This window comes from Rhizobium sp. L1K21 (genome assembly GCF_024055895.1).
Lineage (GTDB): Bacteria > Pseudomonadota > Alphaproteobacteria > Rhizobiales > Rhizobiaceae > Ensifer_A.
In genome coordinates this window covers 2,172,853-2,185,310 of the sequence record NZ_JAMXLE010000001.1, presented here as the reverse complement: position 1 = coordinate 2,185,310, position 12,458 = coordinate 2,172,853, and the positions used below count along the sequence as shown (strand labels likewise).

The 12,458-nt window shown below is 56.3% G+C and carries 16 protein-coding genes and 1 riboswitch; of the genes, 7 read left to right on the top strand and 9 right to left on the bottom strand.

The genetic code is table 11. From position 1 onward, the window contains the following. Positions 1-39 precede the first annotated feature (39 nt). Positions 40-519: an Lrp/AsnC family transcriptional regulator gene (locus NHF56_RS10525; RefSeq protein ID WP_252804084.1), complete on the top strand. Its 480-nt coding sequence runs from the start codon at positions 40-42 to the stop codon at positions 517-519. A gap of 129 nt (positions 520-648) precedes the next feature. Next, positions 649-1,263 carry a L,D-transpeptidase gene (locus NHF56_RS10520; protein WP_252804082.1) on the top strand — a complete coding sequence of 205 codons (615 nt, stop codon included), beginning with the start codon at positions 649-651 and terminating at the stop codon, positions 1,261-1,263. A 65-nt stretch (positions 1,264-1,328) separates the two neighbouring features. Here the strand turns inward: NHF56_RS10520 and NHF56_RS10515 are convergent, their stop codons facing one another. Beyond that, a complete protein-coding gene (locus NHF56_RS10515; RefSeq protein ID WP_252804080.1) occupies positions 1,329-2,219 on the bottom strand; it encodes an EamA family transporter in 891 nt (296 codons plus the stop codon). A gap of 79 nt (positions 2,220-2,298) precedes the next feature. Between NHF56_RS10515 and NHF56_RS10510 the strand changes: the two genes are divergently transcribed. The 4 genes from NHF56_RS10510 (at position 2,299) to NHF56_RS10495 (ending at position 5,823) form a co-directional block, all read left to right on the top strand. Continuing rightward, entirely contained in the window at positions 2,299-2,784 is a 486-nt protein-coding gene (locus NHF56_RS10510) for a MarR family winged helix-turn-helix transcriptional regulator (RefSeq protein WP_252804960.1), read from the top strand. Between the two features lie 101 nt (positions 2,785-2,885). Beyond that, a riboswitch (cobalamin riboswitch) is annotated at positions 2,886-3,088 on the top strand. Between the two features lie 119 nt (positions 3,089-3,207). Beyond that, the gene (locus NHF56_RS10505) at positions 3,208-4,455 is read left to right on the top strand and encodes an SRPBCC family protein (RefSeq protein ID WP_252804958.1); all 1,248 of its coding nucleotides are present in this window, start codon (positions 3,208-3,210) and stop codon (positions 4,453-4,455) included. Positions 4,456-4,472: 17 nt separating this feature from the next. Further along, a complete protein-coding gene (locus tag NHF56_RS10500; protein ID WP_252804078.1) occupies positions 4,473-5,588 on the top strand; it encodes a hybrid-cluster NAD(P)-dependent oxidoreductase in 1,116 nt (371 codons plus the stop codon). A gap of 1 nt (position 5,589) precedes the next feature. Continuing rightward, positions 5,590-5,823 carry a hypothetical protein gene (locus NHF56_RS10495; RefSeq protein ID WP_252804076.1) on the top strand — a complete coding sequence of 78 codons (234 nt, stop codon included), beginning with the start codon at positions 5,590-5,592 and terminating at the stop codon, positions 5,821-5,823. Positions 5,824-5,839: 16 nt separating this feature from the next. On the opposite strand, the gene NHF56_RS10490 is transcribed toward NHF56_RS10495, so the two are convergent. The 4 genes from NHF56_RS10490 to NHF56_RS10475 all read right to left on the bottom strand — a co-directional run bounded on the left by NHF56_RS10490 (position 5,840) and on the right by NHF56_RS10475 (position 8,403). Then, positions 5,840-7,339, bottom strand: a complete 1,500-nt coding sequence (locus NHF56_RS10490) for an AMP nucleosidase (protein ID WP_252804074.1) — start codon at positions 7,337-7,339, stop codon at positions 5,840-5,842. A 62-nt stretch (positions 7,340-7,401) separates the two neighbouring features. Beyond that, positions 7,402-7,584, bottom strand: a complete 183-nt coding sequence (locus NHF56_RS10485; RefSeq protein WP_252804071.1) for a hypothetical protein — start codon at positions 7,582-7,584, stop codon at positions 7,402-7,404. Between the two features lie 145 nt (positions 7,585-7,729). Beyond that, entirely contained in the window at positions 7,730-7,900 is a 171-nt protein-coding gene (locus NHF56_RS10480) for a hypothetical protein (protein WP_252804069.1), read from the bottom strand. Positions 7,901-8,061: 161 nt separating this feature from the next. After that, the gene (locus NHF56_RS10475) at positions 8,062-8,403 is read right to left on the bottom strand and encodes a DUF2147 domain-containing protein (protein WP_252804068.1); all 342 of its coding nucleotides are present in this window, start codon (positions 8,401-8,403) and stop codon (positions 8,062-8,064) included. Between the two features lie 570 nt (positions 8,404-8,973). On the opposite strand from NHF56_RS10475, the gene NHF56_RS10470 reads away from it, so the two are divergent. Then, the gene (locus tag NHF56_RS10470) at positions 8,974-9,237 is read left to right on the top strand and encodes a sel1 repeat family protein (RefSeq protein ID WP_252804066.1); all 264 of its coding nucleotides are present in this window, start codon (positions 8,974-8,976) and stop codon (positions 9,235-9,237) included. Positions 9,238-9,383: 146 nt separating this feature from the next. Here NHF56_RS10470 and NHF56_RS10465 read toward each other — a convergent pair whose 3' ends face one another. The 4 genes from NHF56_RS10465 to NHF56_RS10450 all read right to left on the bottom strand — a co-directional run bounded on the left by NHF56_RS10465 (position 9,384) and on the right by NHF56_RS10450 (position 12,383). Continuing rightward, complete coding sequence (locus NHF56_RS10465; RefSeq protein ID WP_252804064.1) at positions 9,384-10,496, bottom strand: pyridoxal phosphate-dependent aminotransferase; 1,113 nt, start codon at positions 10,494-10,496, stop codon at positions 9,384-9,386. 65 nt (positions 10,497-10,561) lie between these two features. Beyond that, positions 10,562-10,930 (bottom strand): PilZ domain-containing protein, encoded by a 369-nt coding sequence (locus NHF56_RS10460; RefSeq protein WP_252804956.1) that lies wholly within the window; start codon positions 10,928-10,930, stop codon positions 10,562-10,564. 105 nt (positions 10,931-11,035) lie between these two features. Continuing rightward, on the bottom strand, positions 11,036-11,311 hold the full coding sequence (locus NHF56_RS10455) for a MoaD/ThiS family protein (RefSeq protein WP_252804062.1): 276 nt from the start codon (positions 11,309-11,311) through the stop codon (positions 11,036-11,038). After that, on the bottom strand, positions 11,304-12,383 hold the full coding sequence (locus NHF56_RS10450; RefSeq protein ID WP_252804060.1) for an exo-alpha-sialidase: 1,080 nt from the start codon (positions 12,381-12,383) through the stop codon (positions 11,304-11,306). Before NHF56_RS10450 ends, NHF56_RS10455 begins: the two co-directional genes overlap by 8 nt. Positions 12,384-12,458 lie beyond the last annotated feature (75 nt).

The window sequence follows — 12,458 nt, the reverse complement described above, 5'->3', positions numbered from 1 at the left end:
GGTAGATTTCATAAGTTCAGAGAACAAAATTGGTGGATTATGCTAAAACTAGATAAGTATGATCACGCCATCCTTCGTGAACTGCAGAAGAATGCCCGCGCGACCAATGTCGAGATAGCCGAAGCCGTCAATCTTTCCCCGTCGCCCTGTTTGCGGCGTATCCGGATCATGGAGAAAGCGGGTATCATCCGCGGCTACGGTGTGAATATAGACCGCACCGCCATTGGGCTTGAACTGACGGTTTTCGTCGAGTTCAAGGTCGAGCGGCATAATCGCGAGAGTGCACAAAGGCTCCAGGATGCGCTGGAAGAACTGCCTGAAGTGGTTTCCTGCTTCATGATTTCCGGCGACACCGATTTTCTAGCCGAGGTCGTCGTGGAAAATCTCGCAGCCTATGAAGCACTGTTGACGGAGAAGCTTCTGTCCCTTCCATCTGTGATCGACATTCGTTCCAACTTTGCCGTCAGGACGGTCAAAACCGGTGGGGCGATCAAGCTGCCAAAGCTGGAAGGTCGATAAGGCTAAAGCCCGGTCCCAGGCAGAAAGATAAGGGCTGTTGCATATACGGCATAGTCTCGGCTTTAAGGATGAATTAACCATAAATGTAATAATGACGAACGACGAAATTCTTTAACTGGGGTCATAAGCATGCCGATTTCGCGCCGAGGTCTTCTTATTGGTGCTACCGCACTTCTTGCCGGTTGCAGCTCGGAATATTCCGATCAGCTGAAAAACTATGCGGCCAAGCCGGACGAAAAGTTCCCGATGAAGAAGATGGAGCTTTCGAAGATCAAGAAAGAGTTCCGTCGCACCGAAGTCGCCTACGAGACCAACCATAAGCCGGGTACCGTCATCGTCGATACGCCGGCACGCCGTCTTTATTATGTGCTCGGCGATGGCAAGGCCATCCGCTATGCCGTCAGTGTTGGCAAGGAAGGCAAGCAGCTTCGCGGCAATGCCTATGTGGGCCGCAAGGCTGAATGGCCGAACTGGACACCAACGGCGAACATGATCCGCAACGACCCGCGCAACCGCAAATATGCTGGTGGTGTTCCAGGTGGCCTGAACAATCCGCTCGGTGCCCGCGCGCTCTATCTCTATCGTGGCGGTTCCGATCTCAACTTCCGCATCCACGGCACCAACCAGCCCGAATCCATCGGCTATGCAATGTCGTCCGGCTGCATCCGCATGCTCAACCACGATGTGATCGATCTTTACAGCCGCGTTCCGACCGGCTCCAAGGTGATCGTGCTTCAGGCTTGATCGGTCCGACGCGTTTCTTGAAAACCCCGCCCGGAGCGATCCGGGCGGGGTTTTGCATTGACGGTTCAGCGATGCGCCGTCGCGGCCTTCAAGGTGGAGGCGATCACCGGTTCTTTTCTGCGCCATTGCGCCATCAGAATGCTCACGGCAATCAGCCCAAATCCCAAGATCTGTGCGCCCGAGAAATGCTCACCGGCCAGAAGCCATCCGAGCAGAACCGCAACCGTCGGGCTTAAGAAACCCAGCGGCGAAACAAGGTTTGGGTCGAGCCGGGCAATACCACGAAACCAGACCCAGTATGTGACGACCGCGCCAATGGGCCCGAGGTACAGGATCGCGCCGAGACCAGCCAGAGTAAATTCGACATGCGCGAGGTCGACAATGAAGAGCACCGGCAAAAGGAGGATGCCGCCCGCCGTCAATTGCCACGCGGTGAAGGTCAAGAGCGGCACGGGCGGGCGCCACCGTCGCGTCAACACCGTTCCGGCAGCCATGGAAACGGCGCCTGTAAGACCGGCTGCGATGCCGACGGTATCAAGTGCGGCATCCGGTGTCAGGATGAGCAGGCCAACACCAACCAGCCCCATGACTGCTGCGATGAGGGAAACACTGCGGATCGGCGACCCCAGGGCAAGGCGCGCGAGGAAAACCACGATCAGCGGCTGCACCGCGCCGACTGTTGCAGCCACACCGCCGGGAAGCCGATAAGCCGCCAGAAAAAGCATCCACCAGAAAATCGAAAAATTGAGCGCACCGAGTACAAAGATGCGCAACCACCAGAGCCCGGTCGGTAACCGCCTGACAAACAACAGCATCAAGAGCCCGGCAGGCAGGGCCCGCAACAGCGCAACCAGCATCGGGTCAAGTCCCGGCAGAAAGGTGGTTGTGACGATATAGGTGCTGCCCCAGATCATCGGTGCCAATGCCGTCAGCAGCAGATCGGTCCAATGTCGCATGGTCTCTCTCCAATTTATCTTGACGTCAAGATAAATGAATAAATCTTGACGTCAAGATATTAACGTGTTCAGGTTTCTTATGGACGACGTCGACAAGATCATCGAGCAGTGGCACCGTGAAAGGCCCGACCTGGATGTCGAGCCCATGGCGCTCATCGGCCGGCTCGCCCAGCTGCGTGAGTTTATAGCCCGGCGTCATGAGGCCATCTTCAGCCGCTTTGGTTTGAACAGCGCATCCTTCGACGTTCTGGCCACATTGCGCCGCTCCGGTTCGCCCTATCAGCTATCGCCCGGCGAATTGATGGAAAGCATGATGATCACATCGGGTACGGTCACCAACCGTATTGATCAGCTCGTCAAGGCAGGCTTGGTAACGCGCCAGCAGAATCCGCAAGATCGCCGCAGCATGATCGTGACCCTGACGCCTGCAGGCTTAGCGCTGATCGAAGAGGTCGTTGCCGCGCATGTGGAGAATCAGCGTGCCCTTGTTGCGCCCTTGAGCGAGCAGGAAAGGGAAGCGCTGAACGCTCTTCTCAAGACATTTCTCGCGAAGCTTTCAAACTAGGTGCTGTCTCAGACCTCTGATTGCCCTTTGCAAATTTCAAGTTTTTCTTTGAACGGCAGATTCATGTCGCAAACGATATCGCCACTGCAAAAATCCTGTGGTGATATGGGTTCAATCGAGGTGCTTGAGCATTGTGGATGTTTCAAGAGAATTGGGAAGCCGGTGAAAGTCCGGCGCTGCCCCCGCAACGGTAAGAGGATCAAAGCGCGACGGGAGGCCACTGGGCAAATGCCTGGGAAGGTGTCGCGCAGTTCGAAAGGACAATTCTCTAGCCCGGAAACCAGCCTCGGAAAAATTGAATCTGACTGATCGCGGTGGGCGGTCAAGGAGCGGATGACCCTGTTTGCCGGAATTCCGGGCGGGGCGGTCGTTTCCAATCGTGTCCACAGGCCCAGTCCTTGTTGCTTTTTCGAGGACCAAATGATGGATATTCGCTCTGATATGCTTTCCCGGCTCCGTAACCGTAAGCCCGGTTACACACTGGACCGGCCTTTTTACAACGATCCCGATTACTTCCAGGTCGACCTGGAAAATATCTGGTACAAGGACTGGCTCTTTGTCGGTCATGATTGCGAAGTGCCCAACCCCGGCAACTATATGACGGTCGATGTCGGGGCCTATTCCGTGATCATCGTGCGCGGTCGCGATGGTAAGATCAACGCACTGCATAACTCCTGCCGCCATCGCGGTTCGCGCGTCTGTGCCGAACATCGCGGTAGCGCGGCCAATCTTGTATGTCCCTATCACCAGTGGACCTATGATCTGGATGGCTCGCTGATGTTCGCCCGCCAGATGGGCGATAATTTCGACCCGTCGCAATTCGGTCTGAAACAGGTGGCTTGCGAGAGCGCCGGCGGCTACATCTTCATTTCGCTCGCCGACGAACCGATGAATTTCGAGCCGTTCCGCAAGACGATGGAACCCTATTTCCTGCCGCACCGTCTGCGTGAGGCCAAAGTGGCTTACGAAAGCACGATCATTGAGAAGGGCAACTGGAAGCTCGTCTGGGAAAACAACCGCGAATGCTACCACTGCGCTGGCAACCATCCTGAGCTTTGCAAAACCTATCCGGAGAACCCCTCAATCTCCGGCGTCAGCGGTGCGGCCGATGACCCGGAAACGGCCGAACATTGGGCCAAATGCGAGGCAATCGGCCTGCCGAGCAAATTCCAGATCGACGAAGACGGTCAGTTCCGCGCAGCCCGCATGCCGCTTCTGCGCGATGCGATCAGCTACACGATTTCGGGCCGCAAGGCCGTGCACATGCGCCTTTCGGATCAGGTCAATCAGGATCGCATCGGAACCCTGCTTCTGTTCCACTATCCGACGACCTGGAACCACGTTCTGTCCGACCACGCGATTACCTTCCGCGTCATGCCGATCAGCGCGACGGAAACGGCGGTCACGACCAAGTGGCTGGTCCACAAGGACGCCGTCGAGGGCATTGACTACCGCCTGGAGGAACTGACCCACGTCTGGACCGAAACAAATGATCAGGACCGCCAGATCGTTGAGGAAAACGCCCGCGGCATTCTCTCGCCGGCATACGAGCCGGGTCCTTATTCCGAGGTTCATGAAGGCGGCGTTGCTCAGTTCGTGGAGTGGTACACACGCTTCATGGAATCGCGCCTGTCCGGCGAGGGTAAACCATCCTTGCGCTCTGTTGCCTGATTGGGAGATAAGCTGAGATGAACGCAGTCGCCCTCACGGGAGCCGTTCCCGCAGCCTTGCATCTCGATGAGATGAAGCCGTGGAATTCGTCACGCCAGATGCTGGTGTGTCTGAATGTTGCCGACGAAGCCCCCAATGTGAAAACCTTCACTTTTGCGGTGGAGGGGGGCGGCTGGTTTCGTTATCTGCCGGGCCAGTTCATTACGCTGGAACTGCGCGCCATGGGCGGAGACCTGCATCGCACCTATACGATTTCGTCTTCTCCGTCGCGTCCTTATGCCATTTCGATCACCATCAAAGCGCAGCCCAACAGCATTGGAACGCGCTGGATTTTCGACAATGTTCACCCCGGTTCGCGCATCCGTGCCTACGGGCCGAATGGTCATTTCACGCTGAGCCGCAAGCTTGCCAGCCGATATCTCTTCATATCGGCCGGTTCTGGCATCACGCCAATGATGTCGATGACCCGCTGGCTGAGCGATTGTGCACCGGCAACAGATATCACCTTCATCAACTCGGTACGCACCCCGGAAGAAATCATTTTCCGCGACGAGCTGCATTTCATGTCCACCCACATGGAAAACTTGAAGCTCGGCTTCATTTCCGAAACCCGCACCCGCTCCACGCCCTGGGCCGGTTTCACGGGCCGCATCGACCTGCAGAAGCTGAAAATTCTGGCACCCGACTTCCTCAAGCGCGAAGTGTTCTGCTGCGGCCCCGAGCCGTTCATGAACGCCGTCAGCAGCCTTCTGAGGTCGGAGGGCTTCGATATGGCCCGCTACCATCAGGAAAGTTTCGTGGTGGCACCAGCCGCGAAAACCCCGCTCATGGCCGTCGACGAAATCATTGCCGAAGCAGAAGGGGCGCTCGACGGTCATCGCGTGGAATTTCTCTCGTCAGGCACGGTTGGCACCGCACTGGACGGTCAGACCGTTTTGCAGACGGCGCGCGCAAGTGGCGTTCGCATTCCCGCTGCCTGCGAAAGCGGCCTTTGCGGTACCTGCAAGGTCAAAAAGCGCTCCGGCGAGGTGGACATTCAGCACAATGGCGGCATCTCGGACAGCGATCTGGAAGACGGCTATATCCTCGCCTGCTGCTCGCGTCCGCTAGGACCAGTTGAAATCGAGGCTTGATATGAATCAGAAGAGCGCGGACAAGATTGAGTTGATTGCCAAGGAAATGTTTCTGGATTGGCTCTTGAGCCTGCCAATAGACGTGGACCCTTTCATGGCGGCCTCGGACGAAATCCAGCGGATCGAAAGCCTGGAATCACCGCAGTTGCTCGATCAGGAACTCAAACAGCTTTTCTGCCAGATGGCGCCGGTGCCAAGAGAACTGCGCGACCGCAGGGTGCGCTCGCTGCATTAGCCGGAAATGAAACCGCCTATTGGAAGGCGGTTTCGAAGAAAGAGCGCAATTTGCGTGAATGCAGTTTTTCTTGCGGCATCTCTGCCAGCTTCTGAACAGCGCGAATGCCGATCTGCAGATGTTGGCTCACCTGCGTCTTGTAAAACGCGGTTGCCATGCCCGGAAGCTTCAATTCGCCATGCAGCGGCTTGTCCGATACGCAAAGCAGCGTGCCGTAGGGAACGCGGAAGCGGAACCCGTTGGCGGCAATGGTTGCCGATTCCATATCGAGCGCAATGGCCCGCGCCTGGCTGAGTCGCTTCACCGGACCCCGCTGGTCGCGCAGTTCCCAATTCCGGTTATCGATCGTCGCGACCGTGCCGGTGCGCATGATGCGCTTCAACTCATAGCCTTGGAGGCCCGTCACCTCTTCCACTGCATCTTCCAGCGCAAGCTGAACCTCGGAAAGGGCAGGGATCGGTACCCACACGGGCAGATCATCGTCCAGAACATGGTCTTCGCGCATATAGGCATGCGCCAGAACATAATCGCCCAGACGCTGCGAATTGCGCAGACCTGCGCAGTGCCCGAGCATGAGCCACGCATGCGGGCGCAACACGGCGATATGGTCGGTGATCGTTTTGGCATTCGACGGGCCAACGCCGATATTCACCATGGTAATACCGGCATGCCCTTTTTTCTTCAGGTGATAGGCCGGCATCTGTGGCAGGCGCGGCGGTCCGCCCTCACTCGGGTTCCTTTCCCCCGCATGGGTGATCAGGTTGCCGGGCTCCACAAACTCCGTATAGCCGTTGCCACCGGCAGCCATCTGTTCGCGCGCCCACCTGCAGAATTCGTCCACGTAGAACTGGTAGTTGGTAAACAGCACGAAATTCTGGAAATGACGCGCGCTGGTCGCCGTGTAGTGGGAAAGTCGGGCCAGCGAATAATCGATGCGCTGCGCCGTGAAGGGCGCCAGCGGCTGCGGCTCGCCGGGCTCCGGCTCATAATTGCCATTGGCAATTTCATCATCGGTTGTGTTGAGGTCAGGCGTATCAAACAGATCGCGCAATTGCACGTCCTGCAATTCGGCCACCGGCGCATCCACCGAGGCGCCTTCACCAAAGGCAAAATGCAGCGGGATCGGCGTTGTCGATTCCGACACCGTCACCTTGATACCGTGGTTCTTCATCAGGAGATCAAGCTGCTGCCTGAGATAATAGCGGAAAAGCTCAGGCCGTGTGATTGTCGTTGCATAAACGCCGGGTGATGTCACGTGCCCGTAGGAGAGACGGGAATCGATCAGTCCGAAGCTGGAGGTCTCGATGCTCACCTGCGGATAGAACGCGCGGAAACGCGTGCCGGGCGTCACGCCCTTGGTCATGGCATCGAAGGCATCGATCAGAAAGTCGGTATTGCGCTTGTAAAGGGCCTTCAATGCATCGACGGCTTTGGCCGGATCATCGAAAACCTGGGGCGCTGCAGGTTCGGGGGAAATGAAGGGTAGCGGTTGTGAAGAAAAGATTCGTTTGTCCATAAGCCATTATAGATCAAACAATGTGACAGGCAATTGGCGCTGACTGTCGGTCGAAGCAAAGATCAGCCACCCATCGCATTGCGCTGCAGGCTGACGTAAAGAACAAAACCGGCACCCTGCTTGCTGACGTTCATGCCGTCGCTGTTGTTGAAGGCCATGGCACCGACCGGCACCATGAAGATGGAAGAAAGGATCAGTGCGCGGATGACGTAACGTGCAGAGAATGTCTTGATGCTGGTGGCCATTGTTTTCGCTCCCCGTGGGTTCCTGTCGTTTCGATGATCCCGTTATGCAGGATTGCATCTGAACCAACTCTGAGAGGGGCGTTCATTTGGCGTTCAGATTTCTGAAGCATGTGACGAAGGCGGGATTTACCCGCCTTCGGAAGGGTCACCGTAGATCGACACAAAAGGTGCTGGCGGGATGCAGGCAGGCGACCGAGGTTCCCGCGTGATAGCGCTGAGCATGGTCCTGCTTGGACTGAACGATGGCAGAGAAGGTGAGTGCAAAGGCCATGCTCATACATGCGATGAGGGCCATGCGGCGAACAATAGGTTCCATTTTTCCGTCCCCGAAAAAGGTTACGCAGTAATACACGCTGCCTTTTTGGCGCATTTGAACTGAACCAAGCCTGAGCCGTCCGTTCATCCGCTGTTCATCTCTGCGGGCACAAAAAAAGCCCGCGAAAAACGCGGGCTCAAGCAGGGAGAAATTGTCTGGATTTACTGGCGCACGAGGCTGTCGCTCTTGCAGATCAAGCCGCCCAGCGCACAGCCGGAGAGTTTCATGGTGTTTCCACTCACATTCGCTTTGCCGGAATAGGTCTTTCCTTCGTCGAGCTTATTGACCTCGCCCTTGTAATCCGCGCCGCTGCCTTTCATGCAGCCGATGGACTGGCCCTTGTATTCGCCGTTCAGAACCTTTCCGCAGAACTGCCCGCCGCTGGCTGAATACTTGATCAGAGTGCCGTTGGAACGTTTCCACGTACCCTCAATCGGCTCAGCAGCGAATGCAGGGGCGACAAACAGAATAGCCAAAGCTGTGGCCGAAAGCACTCTTATCATTCGAAATCCTCCAAAATTTGCGGCCTGAACCATGCAAGTGTGGTTTGCACCTTATACCAAACCAACCTCCCGCCTTCATGACATCGAATATATTTAACGCGCACGTAAAGGTAAATAGGAAATTCTGCGTCTCGGCCTCGATGAAACGCGTCATTTTCCGGATATCTTCGCCCTGTTTTTCACCATCTGAAAAAATGCCTTCGTTTTTCGTGGTTACCGTTTGGTTGAAATGACAGCCTCAATATTTCGTAAAATTTTCGGCGAAATTGCAGAAATGCAGGCGTTGTGATGTTTAACAAAAACCCAAATTTACCAATCGTTTGAGTTTTGTTTGCTTCAAATTAATCATGCATTTTAAGCGAGTATTGAAACCCCTGCCACATACTGAACCCATCAAAACGAGCACGGGAGACAACCCGGCCGCAAAGCAAAAGACGGCGAGAAAAACGACCGGATTTGTTTTGAAGACATAAGCCAGGCAGGCCCCAGCCCGCATCAAGACGGGCAGGGCCAGCAGGGCTCAAGAGGTAAAACAGGCAAACTGAAAAACAGGCAACAGGGATTAAGAAAATGGCACGTTTTGAAATGAATGAAATGAGCGCAATGGGCGGTGAAGCCAAGGCCGATGTTCTTTGCGAAATGGGTTTGATGTACGCCGCTGGCCGCGGTGGATGCGAGATGAACCTCGTGACGGCGCACAAGTGGCTCAACATTGCAGCGATCAAAGGCTGTGAACGCGCAGCTGCCCTTCGTGCTGACCTCGTCGAGTGCATGACCAAGGCACAGCTGGCCCAGGCGCTGCGTGAAGCGCGCGAATGGATGACGATGCACTAATAAGACGCGACGGTGCAAGCGTTTGACGGCATGAAGGCCGCACAGGATTTCAAGACCAAGAAGCCCGGCAAACGGGACAACAATGGCACGAGGCAAGTAGCCTCGAGAACATGAACCGCGCTGGATGATTCAGCGCGGTTTTTTCTTTATTCAAGTGATTTCAAAACCTTGGGAAGTGCGGCTTCCAAAAGCGCCATATCCCCCTCGCGGCCGGCACTCACCCGGATGCATCGGTTGAGCGGCGCAACACCGGGCATGCGGATGAAGACGCCGTGTTCCATCAAGCCATCGACGATTGCCTTCGCATAAACGCCATCCTTGCCGCAGTCTATGGCAACGAAATTCGTGGCTGAGGGAAGAGGTTCAAGTCCGTTCGCGCGCGCAATGTCTGAAATGCGATGGCGCGAGGCACGGATGTTTTCAACCACCGTTTCCAGATAGGCCTTGTCCTTCAGCGCAGCAAGCGCTGCCACGGAAGCCAGTCGGTTCAGCCCGAAATGATTGCGCACCTTGTTGAATGCATTGGCCGTTCCAGCCGTCGAAATCGCATAACCGACACGCATACCGGCCAGACCATAGGCTTTGGAAAAGGTACGGGTGCGGATCACATTTGGCAGATCAATGAGCGCGTTGATGGCGGGCAGGGCATCCGCCGGACCGGTTTCGCAATAGGCCTCATCCAGCACGAGCGCGGTTGTTTCCGGTAGTGCCTTCGCAAATGCAACGACATCGCTGGCCGAATGCCAACTGCCCATCGGATTATCCGGATTGGCAAAATAGACGAGGGGTGCATTTTCGCGCCTGACCGCATCCAGCAATGCGTTCAGATCCTCACGATCATCACGATAGGGTACAGTCACCAGCCGTCCGCCATAGCCGTTGACGTGATAATTGAAGGTCGGATATGCGCCAAGTGACGTAACAACCGCGCCGCCCGGTTCAACGATCATGCGCACGATCAGGCCTAGAAGACCGTCGATACCTTCACCAATGGCGATATTGTCTGCCTGCGTTCCCAAATGCGCGGCAAGTGCGGCAGCCAGATCGAAATTCTCGGGATCGCCATATTGCCATACACCGCCGATCGCATCGGCAATCGCTTTCTGCACGGACGGCGCTGGACCGAATCCGTTTTCATTCGCGCCGATGCGCGCCATTACGGTGAGACCACGCTGCCGCTCAATGGCTTCGGGGCCAACAAACGGTACGGTCGCCGGCAGAGATGCGACGAGGGGCGTGAAACGCGAGAACATGGACATGGCGAGCCTCGAAATTGAAGTTGCGCCACAATAAGAGAATTTTGCCGCCGGGCAAGAGTAACCGTTCAGCGACGGAGATTGACGGCACCGGCGCGGAAATCTGCACGCACGATGCTGCTCAGCAACTCGCCATCAATGTTACCCAGAAACTTGACGCCGATGCGTGTTCCGTTGCGGTGAACCTCGGCACAGCCGAAGCGGTTGGGAAAACCGAATACGCTGAGATAATAGTGCTGCGGCAGCTTTATTGACAGCGGCAGCTCTAGCCCGGCACCGCCTTGCGACATGTCCAGAACCTTCACGCCGATCTTGCGCAGTCCGCCGAGCCCTGATTCCAGGTAGGCAATTTCACCGGGTCGATTGATGGGAAAGCGCTCATAGCGCCTTTCATACATTTCAGAAGGTACGCGGGCCAAATAGGTCGCTCGTTCCATCAATTCACTATCCCAGCTTATACTGCAGGCCAAAATAGACACACTCTACTAGGGATTGGGAAACAGAACTGTTCAAATTTTAGCGTTTATCAAGATTTGGGACGATTATCCGCCTGAAATCGCCGTCAAAATATAGACAGTCTCGCCTGTTTCCAGTGGTGTAGACAGTACTGCCCGCTCGCCCCGGACAAAGACATTGATGTGTTTACGGATGGACGGCCGGTTGTCGCGCAGGCATTCGGCCATACCCGGAAAATGCGAATCAAGCGCCTCAAACAGCTCATCGACGGTGCTTGCAGCCAGATCAAGCCGACGCGGTGCCTCTGGAAAAAGCCGCACAAGAGCATCAGGCAGGACCGTGTGAACCTTGCATTCAGCCATCAAGCGTCACGGACTCAACAGAGTGAATCACCGGCAGGTGCGCAGCAATCTCCCGCCAGCTGTCGCCTGCATCATTGCTGGCAAAGAGGCTGCCGGTATTGGTGCCGAAGTAAATCCCGGCGTTTGCTTCCTTGTCCGTTGCCATAGCCTGCCGCAACACGCCGAAATAGGCGTTTTCCTGTGGCAAACCGGTGCGCAGGTCCTGCCATGTTTCACCCGCATCACGGCTGCGCCAGACAGCGGCTTTGCCGTCCGGCACGTAACGCCCGCCGCTGTCGCTGTTGAGGGGGATATAATAAAGTGTGTCGGCGTCATGGGGATGCACGGCCACGGGAAAGCCGAAGCTGGAGGGAAGACCTTTTTCCACGCTTCTCCAACTCTTGCCGCCATCGTCGCAGCGGTACATGCCGCAGTGATTTTGCTGATAAAGCCGTTCAGGCCGTCCTGGAGCCATCACGATGCAGTGCACGCATTGGCCGGTTTCGGGATAGCGCATGTCTCCGGGATAATAGTCGCAGCGCGTACCCTTGTTGCGCGCCTCCCAGCTCTTGCCCCCGTCTGCGGTGTAAAACACGCCGGCGGCTGAAATGGCAATCCACGTCTGATTCGCATCGTCGGGATGACGCACGATATTGTGCAAAATGAGCCCTCCGGCGCCAGGCATCCAGTCAGGCTTCGAAGGGTGATCGCGAAGCCCGGAAACATGCGTGAAGCTCTTGCCGCCATCGGTGCTTTCAAACAGGCCCGCCGGCTCGACCCCGGCATATAGACGGCCATGTGCGCTGGAAAGGCTCCAGGCCGACGTCACCGGCGCTTCGCCCTCGCTATAAGCAAGGCCATCAGCAGAGCGGGTCCAGCTCTCACCGAGATCTGTCGATTTCCACACCGCCGGGCCAAACCATGCATTGCCGCCCGCCGCATAGAGCGCACCATCCTCACCGGCAATGACATGGTTGATCGGCCAGGCCTCGCAATAAGGCCCATTGATCGACCATTGAAGGCGGCTTTCGTCGCTCTCCAGAACAAAAGCCCCCTTGCGCGTTCCCACCAGCAGCAACACCCGTTTTGCCATGAACCTCTCTCCCATGTCATTTAGGTTTATATCAACATAATTCGCTATGGGCTGCAACCGCCAAGTTTTTCAGGT